At 69.8% G+C, this 25,009-nt stretch carries 18 protein-coding genes and 1 riboswitch; of the genes, 10 read left to right on the forward strand and 8 right to left on the reverse strand.

Annotated features, from left to right (window positions below; all coding sequences use genetic code 11):
* Positions 1 to 35 precede the first annotated feature (35 nt).
* Positions 36 to 2,330, reverse strand: coding sequence for a 5-methyltetrahydropteroyltriglutamate--homocysteine S-methyltransferase (metE, locus tag QM708_RS08525; protein WP_415106759.1), 2,295 nt, complete (start codon positions 2,328 to 2,330; stop codon positions 36 to 38).
* 85 nt (positions 2,331 to 2,415) lie between these two features.
* Positions 2,416 to 2,589: riboswitch (cobalamin riboswitch) on the reverse strand.
* Positions 2,590 to 2,677: 88 nt separating this feature from the next.
* Positions 2,678 to 2,917: a glutaredoxin-like protein NrdH gene (gene nrdH / locus QM708_RS08530; protein ID WP_415106762.1), complete on the reverse strand. Its 240-nt coding sequence runs from the start codon at positions 2,915 to 2,917 to the stop codon at positions 2,678 to 2,680.
* A 199-nt stretch (positions 2,918 to 3,116) separates the two neighbouring features.
* On the opposite strand from nrdH, the gene QM708_RS08535 reads away from it, so the two are divergent.
* Positions 3,117 to 5,231 carry a ribonucleoside triphosphate reductase gene (locus QM708_RS08535; RefSeq protein WP_415106765.1) on the forward strand — a complete coding sequence of 705 codons (2,115 nt, stop codon included), beginning with the start codon at positions 3,117 to 3,119 and terminating at the stop codon, positions 5,229 to 5,231.
* Positions 5,228 to 5,917, forward strand: coding sequence for an anaerobic ribonucleoside-triphosphate reductase activating protein (locus QM708_RS08540; RefSeq protein WP_415106768.1), 690 nt, complete (start codon positions 5,228 to 5,230; stop codon positions 5,915 to 5,917). Before QM708_RS08535 ends, QM708_RS08540 begins: the two co-directional genes overlap by 4 nt.
* 242 nt (positions 5,918 to 6,159) lie before the next feature.
* Here the strand turns inward: QM708_RS08540 and QM708_RS08545 are convergent, their stop codons facing one another.
* The gene (locus tag QM708_RS08545; protein WP_415106771.1) at positions 6,160 to 7,443 is read right to left on the reverse strand and encodes a citrate synthase; all 1,284 of its coding nucleotides are present in this window, start codon (positions 7,441 to 7,443) and stop codon (positions 6,160 to 6,162) included.
* Between the two features lie 146 nt (positions 7,444 to 7,589).
* Between QM708_RS08545 and QM708_RS08550 the strand changes: the two genes are divergently transcribed.
* Positions 7,590 to 8,135 (forward strand): YceI family protein, encoded by a 546-nt coding sequence (locus QM708_RS08550; RefSeq protein ID WP_415106774.1) that lies wholly within the window; start codon positions 7,590 to 7,592, stop codon positions 8,133 to 8,135.
* An 89-nt stretch (positions 8,136 to 8,224) separates the two neighbouring features.
* Here the strand turns inward: QM708_RS08550 and rocD are convergent, their stop codons facing one another.
* A complete protein-coding gene (gene rocD / locus QM708_RS08555; RefSeq protein ID WP_415106777.1) occupies positions 8,225 to 9,466 on the reverse strand; it encodes an ornithine--oxo-acid transaminase in 1,242 nt (413 codons plus the stop codon).
* 174 nt (positions 9,467 to 9,640) lie between these two features.
* Here rocD and QM708_RS08560 point away from each other — a divergent pair, with 174 nt between their 5' ends.
* From QM708_RS08560 to QM708_RS08580, 5 genes are all read left to right on the forward strand, one after another.
* Entirely contained in the window at positions 9,641 to 10,090 is a 450-nt protein-coding gene (locus tag QM708_RS08560) for a cupin domain-containing protein (RefSeq protein WP_415106780.1), read from the forward strand.
* 67 nt (positions 10,091 to 10,157) lie between these two features.
* A complete protein-coding gene (locus QM708_RS08565) occupies positions 10,158 to 11,360 on the forward strand; it encodes an amino acid aminotransferase (protein WP_415106782.1) in 1,203 nt (400 codons plus the stop codon).
* A 145-nt stretch (positions 11,361 to 11,505) separates the two neighbouring features.
* Positions 11,506 to 11,901 carry a hypothetical protein gene (locus QM708_RS08570; RefSeq protein ID WP_415106785.1) on the forward strand — a complete coding sequence of 132 codons (396 nt, stop codon included), beginning with the start codon at positions 11,506 to 11,508 and terminating at the stop codon, positions 11,899 to 11,901.
* Positions 11,901 to 13,073 carry a sensor histidine kinase gene (locus tag QM708_RS08575; RefSeq protein ID WP_415106788.1) on the forward strand — a complete coding sequence of 391 codons (1,173 nt, stop codon included), beginning with the start codon at positions 11,901 to 11,903 and terminating at the stop codon, positions 13,071 to 13,073. Before QM708_RS08570 ends, QM708_RS08575 begins: the two co-directional genes overlap by 1 nt.
* Positions 13,074 to 13,130: 57 nt before the next feature.
* Positions 13,131 to 13,835: a response regulator gene (locus QM708_RS08580; protein WP_415106791.1), complete on the forward strand. Its 705-nt coding sequence runs from the start codon at positions 13,131 to 13,133 to the stop codon at positions 13,833 to 13,835.
* 325 nt (positions 13,836 to 14,160) lie between these two features.
* Here the strand turns inward: QM708_RS08580 and QM708_RS08585 are convergent, their stop codons facing one another.
* From QM708_RS08585 to QM708_RS08595, 3 genes are all read right to left on the reverse strand, one after another.
* Entirely contained in the window at positions 14,161 to 15,393 is a 1,233-nt protein-coding gene (locus tag QM708_RS08585) for a M20 family metallopeptidase (RefSeq protein WP_415106794.1), read from the reverse strand.
* Between the two features lie 198 nt (positions 15,394 to 15,591).
* Positions 15,592 to 16,452: a M15 family metallopeptidase gene (locus tag QM708_RS08590; protein ID WP_415106797.1), complete on the reverse strand. Its 861-nt coding sequence runs from the start codon at positions 16,450 to 16,452 to the stop codon at positions 15,592 to 15,594.
* A gap of 26 nt (positions 16,453 to 16,478) precedes the next feature.
* Positions 16,479 to 17,201, reverse strand: coding sequence for a dienelactone hydrolase family protein (locus tag QM708_RS08595; RefSeq protein ID WP_415106800.1), 723 nt, complete (start codon positions 17,199 to 17,201; stop codon positions 16,479 to 16,481).
* 124 nt (positions 17,202 to 17,325) lie between these two features.
* Here QM708_RS08595 and QM708_RS08600 point away from each other — a divergent pair, with 124 nt between their 5' ends.
* Complete coding sequence (locus tag QM708_RS08600) at positions 17,326 to 18,558, forward strand: TIGR04053 family radical SAM/SPASM domain-containing protein (protein ID WP_415106802.1); 1,233 nt, start codon at positions 17,326 to 17,328, stop codon at positions 18,556 to 18,558.
* 103 nt (positions 18,559 to 18,661) lie between these two features.
* A complete protein-coding gene (locus QM708_RS08605; RefSeq protein WP_415106805.1) occupies positions 18,662 to 22,039 on the forward strand; it encodes a pyruvate carboxylase in 3,378 nt (1,125 codons plus the stop codon).
* Between the two features lie 351 nt (positions 22,040 to 22,390).
* Here QM708_RS08605 and QM708_RS08610 read toward each other — a convergent pair whose 3' ends face one another.
* A complete protein-coding gene (locus QM708_RS08610; protein WP_415106808.1) occupies positions 22,391 to 24,961 on the reverse strand; it encodes a PEP/pyruvate-binding domain-containing protein in 2,571 nt (856 codons plus the stop codon).
* Between the last annotated feature and the right edge of the window lie 48 nt (positions 24,962 to 25,009).

The following is a 25,009-nucleotide window of genomic DNA, read 5'->3' on the forward strand; positions in this document are numbered from 1 at the left end:
CGGTGCGGAACCCCCTCATCTGGTGCGGATGAGCGCTACAGGCTGGTCGTCCGGGCGCGGGCGCGCTCGGCGGCGGCGACCAGTTCGGTGAGGGACGCCTCGACCTCGGGCCAGCCGCGGGTCTTCAGGCCGCAGTCTGGGTTGACCCACAGCCGGTCGGCACCCAGGGCGTCCACGGCCGCGGTCAGCAGCGCGTCCACCTCGGCGGCGTCCGGCACCCGCGGGGAATGGATGTCCCACACGCCCGGGCCGACCTCGTTCGGGTAGGACGCGGCGGTCAGCTCGTCCAGCAGGGTCATCCCCGAACGGGACGCCTCCATCGAGATGACGTCGGCGTCCAGGGCGATGATGGCGTCCATCACGTCACCGAACTCGGCGTAGCACATGTGCGTGTGCACCTGGGTGTCGTCGCGGACGCCCGCCACGGCGAGCCGGAACGCCTCGGTCGCCCAGGCCAGGTAGGCGTCCCAGTCGCCGCGGCGCAGCGGCAGGCCCTCCCGGAGCGCCGGCTCGTCGACCTGGATCACCGGCAGGCCGGCCGCCTCCAGGTCGAGCACCTCGTCGCGCAGCGCGAGCGCCACCTGGGCGGCGGTGACCGATTCGGGCTGGTCGTCGCGGACGAACGACCACTGCAGGATGGTGACCGGGCCGGTCAGCATGCCCTTCATCGGACGGTCGGTGAGCCCGGCCGCGAACCTCGCCCAGTCGACCGTCATCGGTTCGGGCCGCGCCACGTCGCCGAACAGCACCGGCGGCTTCACGCAGCGGGAACCGTAGCTCTGCACCCAGCCGTAGCCGGTGGTGGCGAAGCCGTCCAGCTTCTCGCCGAAATACTCCACCATGTCGGTGCGCTCGAACTCGCCGTGCACCAGCACGTCGAGGCCGAGGTCTTCCTGGATCCGGACGCAGGCGCGGGTGGCGTCCTCCAGGCCGGCGCGGTAGGCGTCCGCATCCAGGGTGCCCTTGCGGAAGGCGGCGCGCAGCCGGCGCACCTCGGCGGTCTGCGGGAACGACCCGATCGTGGTGGTCGGCAGCAGCGGCAGGCCCAGCCGGGTGTGCTGCTGGCCGGCCCGCTCCGGGTAGCCGGACGCCCGCCGCGCCCAGTCCGGGGTGACCTCGGCCAGGCGTGCCTGCACCTCGGCGCGGTGCACCCGGGCGGACGCCGCACGGGACGCCACGGCTGCGTCGGAGGCGTCCAAGCCCTCGCGGGCGCTCGGGTCGCCGTTCAGGGCGCGGGCGATGATGCTCACCTCGTCGAGGCGCTGCAGCGCGAACGACAGCCAGCCGGCCAGTTCGGCGTCCCCGTCCGCCTCGCGGGCGGCGTCGAAGGGCACGTGCAGCAGCGAGCAGGACGGCGCGATCTGCACCCGGTCGCTGCCGAGGGCCTCGACCACCGGGGCGAGACGCGCCACCAGCGCGGACAGGTCGGCCCGCCAGATGTTGCGGCCGTCGACCACGCCGAGCGACACGCCCGTGCCGGCGGGCAGCGCGGCCACGACGGCGTCCAGCTGCTCGGGGGCGCGGACCAGGTCGACGTGCAGCACGTCGACGGGCAGGCTCACCGCCAGGTCGAGGTTGTCGCCCAGGCCGCCGAAGTAGGTGGCCAGGGTGAGCTCGGCCTGGCCAGCGGCCGCGCGCAGGCGGTCGAAGGCGCGGCGGTAGGCGTCGTGGGTGGTGGCGTCCAGGTCGAGCACCAGGCACGGCTCGTCGATCTGGATCGCGCGGGCGCCGGTGAGGACCAGGTCGGCCAGCCAGGCCTCGTAGGCGGGCAGCACGGCGTCCAGCAACTCCAGGGTCGAGCCGCCGTCGGTGCGCTTGGCCAGGGTCAGGAAGGTGACCGGGCCGAGGACGACCGCGCGGGCCGGCACGCCCGCCTCCAGCGCCTCGGCGACCATGGCCGAGGTGTGCCGCGAGGCGTAGCCGAAGACCTGGTCAGGGGCCAATTCGGGCACCAGGTAGTGGTAGTTGGTGTCGAACCACTTGGTCAGCTCCAAAGCCGGGACGCCCTGGGCGCCGCGGGCCATCGCGAAATAGGTGCTCAGCGCCTCGGCGGTCCAGCCGGCCAGGTCGAACGGTGCGCCGAAGCGCTCGGGCACCGCGCCGAGAGTGACCGCGGTGTCGAGCACGTGATCGTAGAAGGTGAAGTCGCCGGCCGGCACCCGGTCCAGACCGCGCGAGGTCTGGGCGTCCCAGTGCGTGCGGCGCAGTCCGGCGGCGAGCGTGGTGAGCTGGGCGGCGTCCACCTCACCACGCCAGTACTTCTCCAGGGTCCATTTGAGCTCGCGGTCGCGGCCCATCCGGGGGAAGCCGAGGTTGGCGGCGAGGGTCATCGCGCACCCCCGGTGATCGTGCGGGCGGCTGCGTGAGAGCGCGCTGAAGGCATGGTGATTCCTTTCGCTCCATCCATCGTGGAGGTCGTCGTGTCCACGCCGCAGCCGGTCTCCTGACTCGTGGGTCGAGCGCCGCGCCCCCGCCTTCCCGAAGCGAGGCTTCAGTGGCGTGCTGGGGGAGCGACTTTCCCACTCACAGTTGCGAGGACAGCTCCGGATTTTCACCGGATTCCCGAACACTGCGGCAGTTGAATCCAAACACCCGCACCGCCGGCAAGCAAATGCGGGCGATGCGGGTGCGGGGTTTCGGGGGTGGGTCTGGCTCGACCCACCGGCGCGCGTGCGGCTCAGGCGGCCTGGGCGCGGGTGGCGGACGCCTTGATCTTGTCGGGGCGGAAACCGGCCCAGTGCTCGTCGCCGTCGATGACGACCGGGGCCTGCTGGTAGCCCAGGGCGAGCACCTCGGCCAGGGCCTGCTCGTCGGCGGAGAGGTCGACGACCTCGTAGTCGAGTCCGTGCTTGTCGAGGGCCCGGTAGGTCGCGGTGCACTGCACACACGACGGCTTCGAGAAGACCCTGATCGTCATAGCTTGACCCTCCTGGAGGTGGACCGGAATCACACCGGTGTAGTTCTGAGCGTGTTGCGGAGGAAAAACTACCCGTTGTGTCCGCGGCGTGCAAGTGCCCCCAGATCTTGTGGTCGCGACTTTCTCGAAAACGGCCTACGCGGTTGACATTCGTGCCAGAGTTCTGCGGGCAGGCACCCCATCGAAGGAGAACATCGCCATGACCCCGCCACCCGTCCCGGCCACCATCGTCAAGCGTGACGGCGCCCGCGCGCCGTTCGATGCCGAGCGGATCCGCTCGGCGATCGCCCGCGCCGGGGCCGCGACGGGTGAGTTCGGTGGCGCGGAGGCGCACCTGCTGGCCCGCCAGGTCGGCGTCCGGCTTTCGCGGCGCGACGGCGTTCCGCATGTGGAGGAGATCCAGGACGCCGTGGAGCACCTGCTGATCGAATCCGGCTACACCGCGACGGCGCGGGCCTACATCGTCTATCGCGACCAGCACCGCAAGCTGCGCGCGGACCGGCGCGCGGTCGTCGACGTGGCCAACTCGATCAACGAGTACCTGGACCGCTCCGACTGGCGGATCAACGCCAACGCCAACCAGGGCTACTCCCTGGGCGGGCTGATCCTGAACACCTCGGGCAAGATCACCGCCAACTACTGGCTCTCGCACGTGTACTCCCCCGAGATCGGGCAGGCGCACCGTGACGGTGACCTGCACATCCACGACCTCGACATGCTCAGCGGCTACTGCGCGGGCTGGTCGCTGAAGACGCTGCTGCGCGAGGGCCTCAACGGCGTCCCGGGCAAGATCGATGCTTTGCCGCCCAAGCACCTCAGCTCGGTGGTCGGTCAGATCGTCAACTTCCTCGGCTGCCTGCAGAACGAATGGGCCGGCGCGCAGGCGTTCAGCTCGTTCGACACCTACGTGGCGCCCTACGTCCGCCTCGACAACCTGACCTACGAGCAGGTGCGGCAATCCATCCAGGAGCTGATCTACAACCTGAACGTGCCCTCGCGCTGGGGCACCCAGACGCCGTTCACCAACCTGACCTTCGACTGGGTCTGCCCCGAGGACCTGCGCGACGAGGTGCCCATCGTCGGCGGTGAGGAGGTCGACTTCACCTACGGTGACCTGCAGGCCGAGATGGACCTGATCAACCGCGCCTACATCGAGGTGATGACCGCCGGGGACGCCTCGGGGCGGGTGTTCACCTTCCCGATCCCGACCTACAACATCACCCCCGACTTCGACTGGGATTCGCCCAACGCCGAGGCGTTGTTCGAGATGACCGCCAAGTACGGGCTGCCCTACTTCCAGAACTTCCTGAACTCCGAACTCAGCCCCAATATGGTCCGCTCGATGTGCTGCCGGTTGCAGCTCGACCTGCGCGAACTGCTCAAGCGCGGCAACGGCCTGTTCGGGTCGGCCGAGCAGACCGGATCGCTGGGCGTCGTCACCATCAACCTGGCCCGGCTCGGGCACACCCATGCCGGCGACGAGGCGGGCCTGGTGCTCGCGCTCGACCGGCTGCTCGGCCTGGCCAAGGACTCCTTGGAGGTGAAGCGCAAGGTGATCCAGCGCTACATCGACGAGGGACTGTTCCCCTACACCAAGCGCTACCTGGGCACGCTGCGCAACCACTTCTCCACCATCGGCGTCAACGGGATGAACGAACTGATCCGCAACTTCACCGGTGACGCCTATGACATCACCGACCCACGCGGCCACGCGCTCGCCGTCCGGCTGCTCGACCACGTCCGCTCCCGCATGGTCGAGTTCCAGGAGGCCACCGGCCACCTGTACAACCTCGAGGCGACCCCGGCCGAAGGCACCACCTACCGGTTCGCCAAGGAGGACCGCAAGCGGTTCCCCGCCATCCTGCAGGCGGGCACCGACGCCCACCCGTACTACACCAACTCCTCGCAGTTGCCGGTCGGCTTCACCGACGACCCGTTCGAGGCGCTGGAGCGCCAAGAGGAGTTGCAGCGCAAGTACACCGGCGGCACCGTGTTGCACCTGTACATGGCCGAACGCATCTCGGACGCCGCCGCCTGCCGTGAACTGGTGCGCCGGTCGCTGTCGAACTTCCGGCTGCCCTACATCACCGTGACGCCCACCTTCTCGATCTGCCCCTCTCACGGCTACCTGGCCGGCGAGCACCACGCTTGCCCGGACTGTGCGGCCGCCGGCGTCGAGCAGGCCTGCGAGGTGTGGACGCGGGTAATGGGCTACCACCGCCCGGTCACGTCGTTCAACGTCGGCAAGGTCGGCGAGTACCAGGAGCGGACGCCCTTCCTGGAGGAGCGTGCGGAGCTGGTGCCGGCGTCGTGACCTCCCCGGACGCCTTGGCGATCGCGGGGCTCACCCGGATGTCGAGTTGCGACTGGCCGGGCAAGCTCGTCGCGACGCTGTTCCTGCAGGGCTGCCCGTGGCGGTGCGGCTACTGCCACAACCGCGACCTGCTGGATCCGGCGACGCCGGGTGTCGTGACCTGGGGCGAGGTGCGCTCCCTGCTCGCCCGCCGGCGCGGCCTGCTGGACGGCGTGGTCTTCTCCGGCGGCGAACCCACCCGCCAAGACGCGCTCGTCGCCGCGGCCTCGCAGGTGCGCGACCAGGGCTTCGGCGTCGGCCTGCACACGGCCGGCGCCTACCCGCGCAAGCTCGCCCGCCTGCTGCCGCTCCTGGACTGGATCGGACTCGACATCAAGGCGCTGCCCGCCCGCTACGGCGCCATCACCGGTGTGGAGGCGAGCGGCGCCAAGGCCGCCGAGTCGCTGGCGCTCGTCGTGGCCAGCGGCGTCGACCACGAGGTGCGCATCACCGTCGACCCGGACATCCACGACCTCGCTCACGTCACCGACCTCGTCGCTTGGGTCCGCGCCGCAGGCGCCCGGCGGATCGTGCTGCAGCAAGCCCGGGCCGACGGAGCGTCCGCCGCGTTCGCCGCCCGCCTGGGCGGCCGGGTGCTGGCCGACGTGGTGCCCAAGGTGCCCGACGGCGTCCTGGTGCGCCGTTGACGCCGATCGCGGGGAAGTCGCCTCGTCGCGACATGTGCAAGGCGTGAACTCACTCGCGGGTCGTCGCGGCCGCGCGCGGGGCAAAACGTACTGCTCAATCCGGGCGTGACCGGAAAAACATCAGTCGGACTGATGTTGCCGACGCTCGGCGGGAATTGAGCAGTACGTTTTGTCCCGATCCACCGCACCACACGGCAACGTCCCCCGCCGGCCGGAGCCGACGGGGGACGTTTGTGGTGAAATCAGCGCTGCGCCATGGGCACGTAGTCGCGCTGGGTCTCGCCGACGTAGATCTGGCGCGGGCGGCCGATCTTGTTGGTCGGGTCGTTGACCATCTCGCGCCACTGCGCGATCCAGCCGGGAAGGCGGCCGAGGGCGAACAGCACCGTGAACATGTCGACCGGGAAGCCCATCGCCTGGTAGATCAGGCCGGTGTAGAAGTCGACGTTCGGGTACAGCTTGCGCTCCACGAAGTACGGATCGGACAGCGCCGCCTCTTCGAGCTCCAGGGCGATGTCGAGCAGCTGGTCGGAGCCGCCGCGGGACTTCAGGATGGCGTCCGCGTGCTTCTTGATGATCGCCGCGCGCGGATCGTAGTTCTTGTAGATGCGGTGACCGAAGCCCATCAGGCGGGTGGTGTCGCTGCGGTCCTTGACCTTGTTGACGTACTCCTGCACCGAGACGCCGCGGTCGCGGATGTCGCGCAGCATCTCCAGCACCGCCTGGTTGGCGCCGCCGTGCAGCGGGCCGGACAGCGCGTGCACGCCCGCCGACACCGAGGCGTACAGGTTGGCCTGCGACGAGCCGACCAGGCGGACGGTCGAGGTGGAGCAGTTCTGCTCGTGGTCGGCGTGCAGGATGAGCAGCACGTCGAGCGCACGGGTGATCTCGTCGTCGAACTGGTAGGGGGTGGTCACGGAACCGAACGACATGCGCAGGAAGTTCTCGATGTAGGACAACGAGTAGTCCGGCCACAGCGTCGGGCTGCCGAGGGAGTTCTTGAACGAGTAGGCCGCCAGGGTGGGCACCTTCGCCAACAGGCGGTGCGTGGCGGCGTCGATCTTGTCGGGCTCGAAGCCGATGGTCTCGGTGGAGAAGGTCGACAGGGCGGTGATCGCCGCCGACAGCACCGGCATCGGGTGTGACCTGCGCGGGAAGATGCGGAACAGGTCGCGCAGCCGCTCGTCGATCACCATGTGGTGGGAGATCTTGTCGGTGAAGTCCTCCAGCTGCGCCTGGGTGGGCAGTTCGCCGTAGAGCACCAGGTAGGAGGTCTCCAGGAAGGTGGACTTCTCGGCCAGCTGCTCGATCGGGTAGCCCCGGTACTGCAGGACGCCGGCGTCGCCGTCGATGTAGGTGATCGCCGACTTGCACACCGCGGTGTTCGCGAAGCCGATGTCGAAGGTGGTGTCGCCGGTGGAACCCAGCAACTTGCTGATGTCGTAACCGTTGTTCCCCTGGGTTGCCGGGACGAACGGCAGATCCAGGGACGTATCACCGTGGCTAAAGGTTGCGGGTGTCGTCATTGCACTCCTCCTCGAGGCTCGTCGTCGCTCGGGCGCCACCCTACAGGCACGCCGGGAGAGGCAAGCAAAATCCCGAGACCGTGTAGTTGAGTTTTAAACTATGAGGAGTACTGTGGAGGCACGCCCATCCACGAGAGGACCCGAGCATGTCTCAGCTCACCGAACTCGCGGGGACCTACGTCCTCGACCCGACCCACAGCACCCTCGGCTTCGTGACCCGCCACGCGATGGTCACCAAGGTCCGCGGCTCCTTCGACGAGTACAGCGGCACCGCCACCATCGACGGCGCCGACCCGTCGGCGTCCACGCTGGCCGTCGAGATCAAGGCCGCCTCGATCAACACCCGCAACGCCGACCGCGACGCGCACCTGCGCTCGGGCGACTTCTTCGAGACCGAGGCCTACCCCGACATCACCTTCCGCGGCACCGGGTTCGCGATCGACGGCGACGTGGCCGAGGTGACCGGCGATCTCACCATCCGCGGCGTCACCCGCTCGCTGACCATTCCCTTCGAGTACCAGGGCGCGGCCACCGACCCGTTCGGCAACCAGCGCATCGGCTTCGAGGGCTCGGCGGTGATCAACCGCTCCGACTTCGGCCTGACCTGGAACGCCGCGCTGGAGACCGGCGGATTCCTCGTCTCCGACAAGATCACCCTCGAACTGGAGATCTCCGCCGTCCGGCAGGCCTGAGCACACGCACGCGCGGCGTCCTCCATAAAAGAGGACGCCGCGCGTCGTCATTTCCGGACGCCGATCGCGCCCGCCGGACGGGGACCGGGTCAGCGCCGGTCGGCGTCCGCTTCGGTGAAGGCGGCCAGGGTGTGCTCCAGCACCTCGTCGATCTCGGCGTCGCTGATCACCAGCGGGGGAGCGAAGCGGATGGTGTGGCCGTGGGTGTCCTTGGCCAGCACCTGCTTGGCCATCAACCGGTAGCAGAGCTCGCGGGCGGTGCCCAGCGCCGGATCGACGTCGATGCCCAGCCACAGCCCCGCCTGGCGGATCTCGGTCGCCCAGCCGCGGTCGAGCAGCGGCTGCAGGCCGGCGCGGAAGCGCGCACCCACCTCGCGCGAACGCGCCTGGAGCTCGCCGGTGGACAGCAGATCGAGCACCGCCGAGCCGACCGCGCAGGCGAGCGGGTTGCCGCCGAAGGTCGAGCCGTGCTGGCCCGGGTGGAATACGCCCAGGATGTCGGCGTCCGCCACCACCGCCGACAGCGGCAGGATGCCGCCGCCCAGCGCCTTGCCCAGGATGTACACATCGGGCACCACGCCCTCGCGGTCGCAGGCGAAGGTCTCGCCGGAGCGGCCCAGCCCGGATTGGATCTCGTCGGCGATCATCAGGACGCCGTGCGCGGCGGTGATCTCGCGGACGCGGCGCAGGTAGCCCTCCGGCGGGATGATCACGCCGCCCTCGCCCTGGATCGGCTCCAGCAGCACCGCGACCACGTCGTCGGTGATCGCCGCCTCGAGGGCGTCCGCATCGCCGTAGGGCACGTGCACGAAGCCCGGGGTGAACGGGCCGAAGTGCGTGCGGGCCTCGGGATCGTCGCTGAAGGAGATGACGGTGGTGCTGCGGCCGTGGAAGTTGCCCTCCATCACGATGATGGTGGCGCGGTCCTCGGCGACGCCCTTGACCTCATAACCCCACTTGCGCGCGGTCTTGATCGCGGTCTCGACCGCCTCGACGCCGGTGTTCATCGGCAGCACCATCGACTTGCCGCACAGCTTCGCCAGTCCCTCGACGAACGGCCCGAAGGGTTCGGCGTAGAACGCGCGCGAGGTCAGCGTGACCTTGCCGAGCTGCTCGATCGCGGCCGCGACGAGCGCGGGATGGCGGTGGCCGAAGTTCAGCGCAGAGTAGGCCGACAGGCAGTCGAGGTAGTGCAGGCCGTCGATGTCGGTGACGTGGACCCCCACGGCGGAGGAGATGACGACCGGCAGCGGCGAATAGTTGTGCGCGCCGAACGTCTCGACGACCTCGATCGCAGCCTGCTGGTGCGTGGTGGGGGCAACGATGTCCATGGGGTCCTTTCGGAGATAGATGAATACGCAAGGATATCTGGTGCTGAGGCGACGCCCGACAGGTGTCTTACCGCCGATGTGCGCCAACCTCGACAAAATGTTGGGGGCGCGCACATTGTCTGAGCCGCGCGTTAGCGTGGGGGTGGTCGACGACACCTACTCAGGAGGCTTGCTATGGACATCATCGACAACGGGCCCGACCCGAAGTCCTTCGACATCGAGTCCGCGACGCGGAGCAACGAAAACTACCGCACGGTCGCGTGGACGGGGAAGTACCTGCAGGTGACGTTGATGTCCATTCCGGTGGGCACCTCGATCGGGCTGGAGGTGCATCCTGACACCGATCAGTTCCTGCGGGTGGACGCAGGCCGCGGCACCTGCGTGATGGGCCCGGCCGAGGACGACCTGAACTTCGCCCAGGAGGTCGCCGACGGCTGGTCGATCCAGGTTCCGGCCGGCACCTGGCACGATGTGGTGAACACCGGCGACGAGCCGCTGAAGCTGTACGCGGTCTATGCGCCGTCCCACCACGCCCAGGGCAAGGTGCACGCGACGTTCGCCGACTCTGAGGCCGACGAGGAGTCCGGCAACGACGAGCCGCCGGCCTGGACCGTCCAGCCCTGACCGTGGCGTCCAGCCTTGAGAGTGCCGGCCGCACTAGGCTGGCGCTGTTGACGAAAGGTGGTCATTGATGTCCCTGTTCTCCCGCGTCCAGCAGGCTCCGCCGGACGCCATCCTCGGCCTGACCGAACAGTTCAAGGCAGATACGAATCCGCGCAAGGTGAACCTCGGCGTGGGCGTCTATCAAGATGCGACGGGCAAGCTGCCGCTGCTGCGCTGCGTGGAGGCAGCCGAGCGCAAGCTCGCCGAGGCCCCGTCTGCCAAGGGCTACCAGGCCATCGACGGCATGCCGAGCTACAACGACGACGTCAAGGAGCTGGTCTTCGGGGCGGGCTCGCCCGTGCTCGCGGACGGCCGCGTCATCACCGTCCAGGCACTCGGTGGTACCGGCGCGCTCAAGGTGGGCGCCGACTTCCTGCGCCAGGTAAAACCCGACGCGACGGTGCTCATCTCGAACCCGAGTTGGGAGAACCACCAGGCGTTGTTCACCCGGGCCGGTTTCACCGTCGAGAAGTACCGCTACTACGACGCAGCTGCCAAGGCGGTCGACGTCGACGGCATGATCGCCGACCTCGAGGCGGCTCCCGCGGGCACGATCGTCGTCCTGCACGCCTGCTGCCACAACCCGACCGGCTATGACCTGGCCCCGGCCGACTGGGACCGGGTGATCGCCGCGGTGAAGGCCGGCGGCCTCACTCCGTTCCTCGACATGGCCTACCAGGGCTTCGCGCAGAGCATCGAGGAAGACGGCGCGGTCGTGCGCCGCTTCGCCGGCGAGGTGGAGAGCTTCCTGGTGTCCACCTCGTTCTCGAAGTCGTTCTCGCTGTACGGCGAGCGGGTGGGTGCGCTGTCGCTGGTGTGCGCGGACGCCGAGGAGGCCACGCGGGTCCTGTCGCAGGTGAAGATCGTGATCCGCACCAACTACTCCAATCCGCCCACGCACGGCGCGGCGCTGGTGGAGACGGTGCTCGGCGATCCCGAGCTGCGTGCGCAGTGGGTGGCCGAGCTGGGCGAGATGCGCGACCGGATCAAGGCGATGCGGTCTGCGCTCGTCGAGGGTCTCCAGGCCGCCGGCGTCACCGCGGATGTGAGCTACATCACCGACCAGGTCGGCATGTTCTCGTTCTCGGGCCTGACCAAGGATCAGATGGTCCGGCTGCGCGGTGAGTTCGGCGTGTACGGCACCGACACCGGCCGGATCTGCGTGGCGGCGCTGAACGACAACAATGTCGGCTACGTGAGCGAGTCGATCGCCGCCGTCCTCAAGGGCTGAGTCGCGGCGATTCCCCGGGCGGGAGGGGTGCATTCCTCCTGCCTAGGGGCGCGGCGATTCGTTGTGCCTCGACGCCGTCACCGGGCCGGACGTCTGTTCGAGAGAACGACTGGTGAAGGGCGTGGCAACGGAGGACACTGTGGTCATGAATCTCGAACCTCCCCCCGGTTCCCCCACCGTCACCGTCCGTACCCGCACCGGCGATGGATCGCTGAGCGAACCGGTCGGTTCCGCCCAGGTCATCGCCCCCGACACCGTCGTCGTGCGGGGCGTCGGAGTTCTCCGGCTGCCGCTCGTGGTCTCGGCGCAGACCAGCCAGCATGCTCCCGTCGCGGAGATCGATGTCGTCGCCGTCCATCTGCCGGAGTCCTCGCCGGGTGGTGAGGAGTCTGCCGGGCCGTGGGTGGCTCTCGAGCTGACCCACCCGCTGCCGATTCCGGTCCCGGAGACGAGCCTGGGGGTGGCTGAATCCCAGCCTCCGGAGATCTCGCCGTGGTGTGTGCTCTTCCCCTTCTTACCGGCTTGCCGTACCGCACGGTGATGAGGTGGGCGATCACCGTCGTGGCGGCGGTGACCGGCTTCATGGTCGAGTGGGTGAGCTGGGACGGTGGCACCACCACTCGCTGGGGTGCTCACGTGCCGGTCGCGGTGTTCGTCGGTGCCGATCTGCTCGCCATCGCTGCCGCGGTGATGGCGTGGCGGCGGCCACGCCTGGGTCAGGCGATCGCGGTGTCCCTTTCGTTGGCGCTGGCCGTGTCGATGCCGGAATGGCAGCCGTTCACGGCCACGGTGATCTCCTGTTTCGTGATGGGACGGCTCGGATCGCCCCGCCAGGCCCTTGTCGGACTAGGGGTGTCCATCGTCGCGATCATGACCACCCAGTGGAGCACGCTGGTGCGGATGAAGGAGTTCGATCCGTTCTTCGGAGGCCTCGGCTATGTGCTGTGGTTGGGCGTCCTGGTCGGCCCGTGGGCGGTGGGGCGGATGATCAACCGGGCATCGGCCCGGATGGTGTCGCTGGAGCGTTCTCTCGAGGAGGCCGAGCGCGCCGCCCGCCTCGCCGAACGGCGGATCGTCGCCCGTGACCTGCACGACATCGTCGCGCACTCGCTGGCCGGCATCCTGCTGCAGGCCAGCGGGGCGCGGGCGCTCACCGTCGCGGCCGGACCGCCCGCGGGCAGCACGCAGGAACGGGTATCGACCGCGCTGGGACACATCGAGTCGGCCGCCCACCAGGCGCTCCGAGAACTGCACCGGCTCCTCGATGCCCTGCAGGCGGCCGAGGCGACCGATCTTCATGATGCGGGCGAGCGCCTCGGTGGGCTCGCGCACCTCGACGACCTGATCGATCCGACCCGGGCCAACGGCATCGACGTGCAGGTCCGTGAGACCGGACAGCCCCGGCCGCTTGACCGAAGTGTCGATCTGGCGGTCTATCGTTGCATCCAGGAAGGCCTGGCCAATGTCATGAAGCATGCGGGGCCTGGCGCGCAGGTGCGGATCTCCATCGACTGGGGGTCCGAACTCGCGGTCGATGTCCTGAGCTCCGGGGGGAACTCAGGTGCGGCACCGGCCGCGCGTCTGCGCGTATCCGGAGGTCACGGCCTCGCAGGCCTCACTGAGCGGCTGGCGTCCGTGGGCGGTACCTTCGAGGCCACGCAGGAGGTCGAGGGGTTCCGGCTACGCGCCAGAATCCCGCTGGCCAAGTCCTGAGGGGGCAGGTGTGTCCCCACATCCACGCCGGGGGGCGAGGGATATCCATGAGGGGGAATGAGTATGACCGACGACGGGGACGCGGGGATGGTGAGGGTGCTCATCGTCGACGACGAGGCGATCATCCGAGCCGGGTTGGAGATGCTGCTGGAGGCGACGCCGGGGATCCAGGTAGTGGGGAAGGCCGCCGACGGGCGGGAGGCGCTCAAGCTGGTGGAGGCCGAGCGTCCGGACGTGGTGCTGATGGACCTGCGGATGCCGGTGCTCGACGGCGTCCGGGCCACCGCCGAGATCGCCCGCCACTACACGCACACGCGGGTGCTGGCGCTGACCACACTCGACGATGAGTCGCTGATGTATGAGGCGCTTCGTGCCGGGGCCAGCGGGTATCTGCTGAAGCAGGCCGCTCCGGCGCAGTTGGCGGACGCGCTACGCCGCGTCCACGCCGGTGCGTCGTGGATCGACCCGGACATGGCCGGCCGGGTGATCGGGAAGCTACGCGAGCATATGGTGACCGACGGGGATCCGACCATGATCACCGACTCGCTGACGCCCCGTGAGCAGGAGGTGCTCAGGCTCGTCGCCCAAGGCCTGTCCAACCAGGAGATCCGCGATGAACTCGTGTTGTCGGAGGCGACCGTCAAGACTCACGTGGCGCGCATCCTGATGAAGACCGGATCGCGCGACCGGGCGGCCGCGGTCGCCCTGGCCTGGAGGACGGGATTCGTGGGCGGCCTGTCCCAGGTTCCTCCGCTGAACTGAGTCCGCGGTTTTGGTGCGTGCCCGATCGTCGGATCGGGCGGCGTCCGTGCGGCGGCAAGGGCGGCGTCCTGCTCGGTGAGCGAAGCGTCGAGCTTCGGTCGCGCCACGGAACGCCGCCCCCTTCTGGGTGCCCGTTTCCCCTACAGACTGCGTCTCCCCGACGAAACCAGGCCCATTCTCGTCGGTCGGCAACTGTCGTGCCGTCCCACCCGTGGGGGTACTCGGCAGCCCAGGCATACCTCAACTGCGGGCGGTCATCTACCGTCCTGGTATGACGACATGCGCCGATCCATACGAGTAAACGGGTCGGCGTTTGTCGCGATGGTCAGTCGGCGGACGCCTGCGCCAGCGCCATCCGGAGCGCCTCCTTGTCGGCACGGATCTGCGTCCGCTCCTCGTCGTTCGAGGCGACCGCTTCGGCCGCCCAGGCCATCGCGAGCGCCGACTGGAACATCACCTGGTCCGCCGCGTCAGTAATGGCGGCGGCAGCGAAGTCGGCCGTGTGCAGCGCGCAGGTGACGCCCGTGATCCCGGCCAGCGGGTGAATGGACGGGATGCGGTTGCTGACATTGCCCATGTCGGTCGACCCGGCCAGTCGCGGGGGGTTGAGCGCGACGTCGTAACCGAACGAACCCATCGCCTCGTTCCAGTGCCGGCCGATCACCTCGTTCTGGGTGAGCGGCTCGTACAGCGGCTCGATGTCGGCGAACTCGACCGTGCAGCCCGTGGCGAGCGCGCCCGCCTCAAAACACGCCTTCACGCGCGCGAACAGGGCGTGATGCTCGGCGAGCGTGGTGGCGCGCACCTCGAAGTCGGCGACGGCGCGCTCGGGAATGATGTTCGTCTCGTAGCCGCCCTCGCGCACGATCACCGCGACCCGGTTGGTCGAGGGGATCTGCTGGCGCAGCAGGCCGACCGCCACCTGGGAGACCACCACCGCATCCAGCGCGTTGATGCCACGGTCGGGGGCGGCGGCCGCATGCGCGCCGCGTCCGGTGAAGGTGGCCCGCACCCGCACCACCGAATTGGAGTCGGCACCGATCACATTCATCGTCGGGATCTCGGGCCCGGCGTGCGTCATCAGCGCCATGTCGACGCCGTCGAAGACGCCGGCGTCCAGCATCAGCTGCTTGCCGCCGCCATGCTCCTCGGCGGGGGTGCCGATGGCCTGCACGGTGATGCCGAGCTCGTCGGCGACCGAGGCCAGCGCGACCGCCGCGCCCACGCTCGCGCCCGTGATCACGTTGTGGCCGCAGCCGTGCCCGATCTCAGGCAGCGCGTCGTACTCGATGCAGAATCCGACGGTGAATTCGCCCGACCCGGCCGTCGCCACGAAGGCGGTCTCCAGGCCGCCGGCACCGTGCTCGACGGTGAAACCGCGCGCGGCCAGATAATCGGTGATCTCCTGCGCCGAGCGATGCTCCTGGAAGGAGATCTCGGCGTAGCCGTGGATGGCGCGGTTGAGGGCGAGCAGCGCGTCGGCGTCCGCCGCGAGGCTACCGGCGATGGCGGCGCGGCGTCCTTGCTCGGACGCGGTGATCTGGGTCAGGTCGAACATGGGAGAACCTCACTGGGACGGCGGGGTGCGCCGAGTGGCGCCCGAGAACGAACTTAGCCCCGCCTGGGCGCGCCGGGGGCCATTTCCGCGGCCTGCCCTGCGGCGCCGCGCGCCGTTGCGCACGATCTGCACCGTTGCGCACGAAATTTCGTGCGTATCCGTGCAAGTCGTACGCGCGAGTGGCCGGGGATGGGGGACTCAGGCGAGGCCGAGGTATTCCTCAAGGGTGAGGCTTGAGTTCGGGCCGAACGTCGACGAGATTTCCTTGCCGACCCAGCGCAGGTGCCAGGACTCCCAGGCGTAGCCGGTGATGTCGGTCTTGCCCTGGGGGTAACGGACGATGAATCCGTACTCGTGCGCGTGCGCGGCCAGCCAGGTCGCCTGCTTGGTGCGGGCGAACGCGGTGCCGCGGTTGCGGCCGTCCCAGGCGTCCAGGGCGAGGCCGGTCTGGTGTTCGGACGCCCCCGCCTCGGCGTAGTAGCGGCGGGCGGTGGCCTCGTCGTACTGCTTCATCGCCTTGGCGAAGCTGGCCTTCTGATCGGCGAAGGAGCGATAGCCGCTACGGATCGAGATCGGCGCGCCGTCTTTCTTCGCTGCGGCCGCCATGGTCTGGAACGCGGCGTAGGCGTCCGGGTGCAGTCCGTGCGGCTGGGACGCCCAGGGCGGAACATAGCCCGCCGATACCCGGTGCTTCTTGCTGACCACCACAACGCCGTCGACCGTGAACGGGGTGTCGAGGGCCTTGCCGGTGCGGTCGTCGGAGACGGACGCCGTGCCGCGGCGGGTGGGCGGATCGGCGGGTGCGATCGCCTCCGGGGTGGCCGGCCTCGAAGCCGATGCGGACGCCGATGCCGGCACCGACGGCGGGGCGGGCTCGGTGGACGGTTCGGCCTGTGCTGACGCAGTGGGGGCCGGCTCGGAGGTCGGTGCCGGAACCGCGATCGAACCAGACGCGGCGGGGGAGACGGCAGGCTCGGCGGAGGCGGGTCCGCTGCACGCGCTCAGCAGCAGCGCGCCGATCAGGGCGCAGGCGAATACGGCGGGTGGGCGGGAGGTCACGACGTCCAGGATAGGCCGGGCGCCGGTCAGTACGGGTGGTGCTCGGCCAGCCACTCCACGGTGACCTCCCAGGCCTCGCGCGCAGCCTGGGGGTGATGCCATGAGGCGAGGTGGTTGTCGAAGGCGTGGTTGGCGCCCTCCCACAGATGGAACTCGGCGCCATCGGCCTCGACGACTTCCTGAATGCGTGCGCGGTCGTCGGCGGGAATGAACGCGTCGGCGTCGCCGAAGTGGTGCAGGCTCGGCACGTCGACCGCGGGCCCGTCCACCAGCCCGGGCAGCGCCGAGCCGTAGTAGCTGACCAGGGCGTCCGCGCGGCCGGGACCGGAGGCGTCCTGCACCGCGGCGAAGGCGAGCCCGCCGCCGAAGCAGAAGCCGACCAGCGCCACGCCCTCCTCGCCGGCGAGTTCGCCGCGCAGCCAGGCCACGGTGTCGCGGACGTCCGCGACGGCGAGCGGCCAGTCGAGCGCGGTCACCGCGCCCATGCCGGTCATCAGCGAATCCTCGGACGCCTCGGGGATCACGTCGAGCCCCAGGCGCCAATAGATCTGCGGCACGACGACGGTGTAGCCGAGGTCGGCTAGATCGGACGCCCGCCCGCGCAGGTACTCGCTGCGGCCGAAGATCTCTTGCACCAGCACGATGCCGGCTCCGCCTTCGGTGGCGGGGTGGTAGACGGCGGCCGGCATGCCGTCCCCGCCAGGGCCGGGCGTGCCGACGGGAACGGTGACATCGGTGGTGTGCAGCATCGGGCACCTTCCTCGGGTGTGTCCGGCCATCGTAGGACGCCGATCAACCGGGGGCCGGTCTCCGGACCTGGTGGCATCCGGCCACCCCATCCCTACTACCTGGTGTCGTAGTAAGGTGGTCCTCATGACCACTCCCGCTCACGGACGCCCCGCGCACCCCGTCGGTCACCCCACCGGACATCCGGGCGGTCACCCTGGACGCGGCGGGCACCCGGGCGGGCATCCCGGGGGTCACCCGGGTGGGCACGGCGCCTCGCGGCGCAACCTCAACTTCGACTCGGCGCCCTTCATCGCGATCTGGGAGACGACCCAGGCCTGCGACCTGGCGTGCAAGCACTGCCGCGCGATGGCCCAGCCGCTGCGCGATTGCGGCGAGCTGACCACCGCCGAGGCGAAGGCGATGATGAAGCGGTTCCGCGAGTTCGGGCCGATCGTGTTCGTGTTCTCCGGGGGCGACTGCTTCAAGCGTCCCGACATCGTTGAGCTGGTCGGCTACGGCGCCGAGATCGGCCTGCGGATGGGCATCACGCCGGCCACCACCTCGCTGGCCACCAAGGAGCTGATGCAGCAGCTCAAGGACGTCGGCCTTACCCGGCTGGCGATCTCCCTCGACGGCTCGAACGCATCCATCCACGATGAGTTCCGCCGGGTCCAGGGCAGCTTCGACCACGGCCTGCGCATCTTGCGTGAGGCGCAGGAGGTGGGGCTGTCCACCCAGGTCAACACGGTGATCCGCAAGGCGAACATCGACGACATGGACGCGATGACCGAACTGATGACCACGCTCGGCGTCGTGTTCTGGGAGGTGTTCTTCCTGGTCCCGATGGGCCGCGCGAAGGCCGATGACGTGGCGTCCGCCGCCGAGTTCGAGCAGGTCTTCCACCAGCTCTACGACCTGTCGAAGACCGCACCGTTCGACATCAAGGCTACCGCCGCGCCGCAGTACTCGCGTGTGGTGATGCAGCGCAAGCGGGCTGAGGTGCGCGCGGGCGCCGACGAGGACGTCCGCGAGGTGATGACCCGGGGCATGCACTATTCGCAGTCCGACGGCATCGGGCGTGCCCGCAACGTCAACGATGGCGACGGCTTCGTGTTCATCTCGCACGTCGGCGACGTCTACCCCTCAGGCTTCCTGCCGGTGAAGGCGGGCAACATCCGCGACGACGACATCATCGAGATCTACCGCAACTCCCCGGTGTTCAAGCAGTTGCGCGACCGCACCCTGCTCAAGGGCAAGTGCGGGGTGTGCGGCTTCCGGGACGCCTGCGGCGGCAGTCGCGCCCGGGCGTACGCGATGACCGGCGACTACCTCGCCGAAGAACCGTTCTGCGCCCACGAGCCCGCGCGCGCCCACTGACCCGGGCGCGGCGTCGCAGAAAAATCGTGACGTCAGGGCATCCCGCTGGAGTGCGTCCGGGGGCTAGATTGTGCGAACGACCGCCCATCGGAAGGGTTCGCGCATGTTCTCGAAGGTCCTCATCGCCAATCGTGGAGAGATCGCGGTTCGCGCGTTCCGCGCCGCGACCGAACTCGGCGTCAAGACGGTCGCCGTCTTTCCCTACGAGGATCGCCTCGCCGAGTATCGGCTGAAAGCCGACGAGAGCTATGAGATCGGCGAGCGGGGTCACCCCGTCCGCGCCTACCTCGACGTCGAGGGCATCATCAGCGCGGCCAAGGCGGCGCACGCCGACGCGATCTATCCCGGCTACGGGTTTCTCAGCGAGAATGCCGGCCTGGCGCGCCGCTGTGTCGAGGAGGGCATCACCTTCGTCGGCCCGAGCGCGGAGGTGCTGCGGCTGACCGGCAACAAGGCGATCGCGATCGCCGCGGCCCGCGAGGCCGGCCTGCCGGTGCTGCAGGGCGCAGAACCGTCCGAGGATGTGGACGCCCTGGTTGCCGCCGCCGAGCAGATCGGCTATCCCGTGTTCGTGAAGGCCGTCTCCGGGGGCGGCGGGCGCGGCATGCGCCGCGTCGACGACCCCGACAAGCTGCCCGCCGCCCTCGAAGAGGCGATGCGCGAGGCGGACGCCGCGTTCGGCGACGGCCGGGTCTACCTCGAGCAGGCCGTCATCGACCCGCGCCACATCGAGGTGCAGGTGCTCGCCGACGCCACCGGCGAGGTCATCCACCTCTTCGAGCGGGACTGTTCGGTGCAGCGCCGCCACCAGAAGGTCGTCGAACTCGCCCCCGCGCCCAACCTGCCGGCCGAGACCCGCGAGGCGATGTGCGCGGACGCCGTCCGTTTCGCCCGGCACATCGGCTACGTGAATGCTGGCACGGTCGAGTTCCTGCTCGGCGGGGACGGCCGCTACGTGTTCATCGAGATGAACCCGCGCATCCAGGTCGAGCACACCGTCACCGAAGAGGTCACCGACGTCGACCTGGTCTCCTCCCAGCTGCGCATCGCGGGCGGGGAGACGCTCGCCGATCTCGGCCTGTCCCAGGACGGCATCCACGTCCGCGGGGCCGCGCTGCAATGCCGGGTCACCACCGAGGATCCCGCCAACGGGTTCCGTCCCGACACCGGCACGGTCAGCGTGTACCGGACGCCGGGCGGCGCGGGCGTCCGGCTCGACGGCGGTACCGTGTTCGCGGGCGCGCAGATCGGCGCCCACTTCGACTCGATGATGGTGAAGCTCACCTGCCGCGGCCGTGACTTCGCCACCGCGGCCCGGCGCGCGCAGCGGGCGCTCGCCGAGTTCCGCATTCGCGGGGTGAGCACCAACATCGCCTTCCTGCGCGGCGTCCTGTCCGACCCGGACTTCCTGGCCGGAAGGGTCACCACCTCGTTCATCGACGAGCGCCCCGAGTTGCTGCGCCCGCACGTCTCCGCCGACCGGGCCACCCGGCTGCTGCGCTACCTCGCCGAGCAGACCGTCAACCGTCCGCACGGCGAACCGCGGACGCCGATCGTCGCCCGCACCAAGCTGCCCGAGATCGACCTGAAGACCGATCCGCCGGCCGGGTCACGGCAGAAACTGCTCGAACTCGGGCCCGAGGGATTCGCCCAGGCCCTGCGCGCGCAGACCGCGGTGGCCGTCACCGACACCACCTTCCGGGACGCCCACCAGTCGCTGCTGGCCACCCGGGTGCGCACCCGTGACCTGATCAACGTGGCCCCGCACCTGGCCCGGATGATGCCCGAGCTGTTCTCGGTCGAAGCCTGGGGCGGGGCGACCTTCGACGTGGCATTGCGGTTCCTGAAGGAGGATCCGTGGGCCCGGCTGGCCGCGCTGCATGAACTGATGCCGAACCTGCCGATCCAGATGCTGCTGCGCGGCCGCAACACGGTCGGCTACACGCCCTACCCGCTCGCGGTCACGCAGGCGTTCGTCGCCGAGGCGGCGTCCACCGGTGTCGACATCTTCCGCATCTTCGACGCCCTCAACAACGTCGACCAGATCAGGCCGGCGATCGAGGCCGTCCGCGAGACCGACCACGCCGTCGCCGAGGCGGCGCTGTGCTACACGGGCAATATGACCTCGCCCGGCGAGACGCTCTACACGCTCGACTACTACCTCAAGCTGGCCGAGCAACTCGTCGAGGCCGGCGCGCACATGCTCGCCATCAAAGACATGGCCGGCCTGCTCCGCGCCCCCGCGGCGGCGAAGCTGGTGCGCGCGCTGCGGCAGAACTTCGACCTGCCGGTGCACCTGCACACCCACGACACCGCCGGCGGCCAGCTCGCGACCCTGATCGCGGCCATCGACGCGGGTGTGGACGCCGTCGACGTCGCCTCGGCGGCGTGGGCGGGCACCACCTCGCAGGTGTCCATGTCGGCGCTGATCGCCGCCACCGACGACACCGAGCGCGCCACCGGGCTGTCGCTGCAGGCCGCCGAAGAGCTGGAGCCGTACTTCGAGGCCGTCCGGCTCATCTACGGCGAGTTCGAATCGGGCCTGCCCGGGCCGACCGGGCGGGTCTACCACCACGAGATTCCTGGCGGGCAGCTCTCCAACCTGCGCCAGCAAGCCATCGCGCTCGGCCTGGCCGACCGCTTCGAAGCCATCGAGGACATGTACGCCGCCGCCAACAAGATGCTCGGCAACCTGGTCAAGGTGACGCCGTCGTCCAAGGTGGTCGGCGACCTCGCCCTCGCCCTCGTCGCCCAGGGCATCGATCCGGACGCCTTCGAGGCCGACCCGCAGCGCTACGACATTCCCGACTCGGTGATCGGGTTCCTCAACGGCGACCTCGGCGACCCGCCCGGAGGCTGGCCCGAGCCGTTCCGCACCAAGGCGCTGGCCGGACGCCGCACCCGCCCGGTCGAGACCGAACTGTCCGATGAGGACGCCGCGGCGCTGGCGTCCTCCCCGCGGCGCACGCTCAACCGGCTGCTGTTCCCCGGCCCGACCAGGGATTTCGAGGAGGCCACCGAGCGGTACTCCGACCTGTCGGTGCTGACCACCCGGCAGTTCCTGCACGGCCTGGAGCCGGGACTGGAGCACGAGGTGCCCATCGAGCGCGGCAAGACGCTGTTGATGAGCCTGCAGGCCATCGGCGATCCGGACGAGCGCGGCATGCGTCCAGTGATGGCCACCATCAACGGCCAGATGCGCCGGGTCAGCGTCCGGGACAACGCGGTCAGCACCAACATCGTCGCCGCCGAACGCGCCAACCCGGCGAACCCGGGCGAGGTGCCCGCGCCCTTCTCGGGAGTGGTCACCCTGACCGTCGATGTGGGAGCCGAGGTCGCCGTGGGCGACCAGGTCGCGACCATCGAGGCGATGAAGATGGAGGCCTCGATCACCTCACCGGTGGCGGGCACGGTGCAGCGGCTCGCGCTGCAGCACTCGCAGGCCGTGGAAGGCGGCGACCTGCTGCTGGTGGTCGGGTAGGCCGATCAGGCCCTCCCGTACGTCGACCGTGAGGGTGATCGGAGACTCCTGGGGAAGTGGCCCGGCCACGCCGCCCGGGTTGGACACGTTCGCCCGGATTGTCGCCCGGTGTAGTCACCGTTGCCCGGGTAGGAAACAGGGCGACGGTTCGGAAACCGGGCGGCGTGCGGCGCGTCCGACCCGGAGCGTCGGCATCGGCGTCCGCTTCGCAAGAATCAACCACTCAACGGCGTCCAGAGGCGGCTCCACGCCCGCCGAGTGGCAGATCCTTGCGAAAAAGGAGGGCTTTCCTCGGAGAGTGATGCAGAACCGCATCACTTGATTCGAATATGCATCAAAGGGCTCGGTGCATCACAGGATGACGATCTGGCCTGAGGTTCCGTCGATCCGGATGCGCTGACCGTCGGTCAGGGCTGTCGTCGCATCGTGGACGCCGACGACCGCGGGAATGCCGTACTCGCGGGCGACCACCGAGCCGTGGGTCATCATGCCGCCCACCTCGGTGATCAGCGCGGACGCGGTGAGGAACAGCGGCGTCCAGGCCGGGTCGGTGCCACGGCAGACCAGGATCTCGCCGGGGCGCAGCTGGGTGGTGCGCGGGTCGTGCACGACGCGGACGACGCCCTCGGCGACCCCTGGCGAGACGCCGGCACCACGGAGGTCGCCGTCACCGCCGAGACCCTCGTAGAAGGTGCGGCCGTCGGAGACCAGCACCCGCGGCACCTGGGCGCGCCGCGATTCCGTCTCGCGCAGCGCGCGGCGGTGGGCCACCACCTCGTGCCATTCGGCGGTGAAGGCGCGGCGCAACTCGTCGGTGCGCAGGAACGCGATGTCGGCTGTGGATGCCAGCCGGCCCTGCTCGACGAGCTCGGCGGCGGACGCCTCGATGCCCTCGCGGATCAGGCCCAGGCAGCGGACCAGGGTGAACTTGGGCGTCTCGCGTGCGCCGGCCAGCGAGCGGATCGTCTGCGCGGCCCGCTTCACCTTTTGCGCGCGGCCGGGCGTGGAGGCGTCCATCATGCGGCGGATCGAACGCCCGGCCTCGTGCTGGCCGGCCCGGTGCACCTCGCGGGGGTGCGCGTCGGCGGGCAGCGCCAGGTAGCTCTTGATCGTGTGCATCACCGGGGTCGGGTCCTCGCGCCAGCGCGGGGCGCCCAGGTCGATCTCGGCGACGCCGCGCATGCCGTAGACGTCGAGGAATCCGGCGATGGCGTGCTGGGCGACGCGCGGCAGGCGTCCGGTGCGGAACTGCCGGGCCAGGTCGGACGCCGCGGTCTCCGCCACCCAGCCCCACGAGGTCGCGTCGCCGCGGATGGCGAACGCCACGTCGGCGAGGGCAAGATCCATGCTGGTGGTGACATTGCCGGGCAGGGCCCGCATCACGGCCAGCGCGAGCGATTCGGCGTCCGGCAGCTTGGTGCGTGCGGCCAGTTCGCGGATGCGGCGCAGGTTGAGGATCGACGGCAACATGATCGGCGCGAACACGGGCAGCAAGGTGGGCAAGGCCCGCCGGCCCATCGAGTCCAGGGCGTCGACGCGCGCGGTGAGCCGCTCCTGCGGGGTGGCCTTGCGGCCGGCCACCTCGATCTCGCGACCGATCTGGCGGACGAGGTCCTCGCAGGCACGGTCGAGCGCCCGCCGGGCGGCCACCGGGTTGGCTTCGGCCGAGCGCATCCGGGTCACCACCCCGGGCAGCACGGTCGCCATCGCTGCCATCAGCCGGGCCGACGGCATCGCGCGGGTGGGGCGCAACTCGGGCTCGGCCGCCAACTCGGCCATGATCGCCGCCGAGGCCGGCTCCACGTACGGAAAGAACTCGTCGAGGATCGTGCGGATCGCCCTGATCCGCATCAGCCCGTCGAGGCGCATCCACAACCGTTCGCCGGCCGGCTGGATAGACCGGTTCGTGCGCCAGTCGATCCTGCGGCCGACGATGCGCGGGGCGCCCGCCAGCAGGATGCGGATCGCGTCGCGGCCCAGCGGGGTGATCGGCTCCAGCAGCCCTTGGAACGCGCCGAAGCTGAACCACACCTCGGGGTTCGCGTACGGGCCGGGATTGGGGGCGGGCAGCGGGTACAGCGAGGTGATCGGCCGGGCCTGCAGCACGAACAGTTCGTCACCCAGGCGGGCCCATTCGATGTCCATGGGTTCGCGGTAGAGCTCGACGACGCGCCGGCCGAGCGCGAGGAGCGCCTGCAGGTGACTGGGTCTCAGGCTGGGCTGCGCCCCCTCGATCCGGTGGCTGAGCACCTCGCCCGACATGGTGTCGCACACGAAGTTGTCGGGGGTGACCTGGCCCGAGACGAGGGCCTCGCCCAGGCCGAGGACGGCGTCCACGACCGACTCGGAGCGTTTTCCGGTGCGGGGGTTCGCCGTGAACAGGACGCCGGCCGCGTCGGCGTCCACCATCGCCTGCACCACGACGGCGATCGAGACCTGCGCGTGGTCGATGCCGTTGCGGGTGCGGTAGGCGAGGGCGCGTTCGGTCCACAGCGAGGACCAGCATTCGACGATGCGGGCGAGCACGTCCTCGACGGTGGCGACGTCGAGGAAGCTGTCCTGCTGGCCGGCGAACGACAGCCCCGGCAGATCTTCGGCGGTGGCTGAGGACCGCACCGCGACGGGGCCGGCCAGGGCGCCGTCGGTCAACAGCGGTGCGAGTGCGTTCAGCAGGCGGGCGCGCTGCTCGGCACTGAGCGTGGCGGAGGCGAACGCGTCCCTGATGATGACGGACGCCTCGGCGCCGGGGCGTGCCAGCGCGCCGGCGATGACGCCGGACAGCTCGTGGGCGGCAACGAACGCGTCGTACTCGCCGGTGTCGACGATCACGAACGGGGGAACGGGCAGGCCGGCGTCGCGCAGCCTGGTGAGATTCAGGCCCTTGCCGCCGTGCAAGGAAAGGTCCACGGTGCCCCCCGTCATGGCCACCAGTATTCCACCCGCGACCGACGGTTTTCCCGCTGGGGTGAG

It is taken from the genome of Propioniciclava sp., assembly GCF_047602245.1.
In the GTDB taxonomy this organism is placed as follows: domain Bacteria; phylum Actinomycetota; class Actinomycetes; order Propionibacteriales; family Propionibacteriaceae; genus Propioniciclava.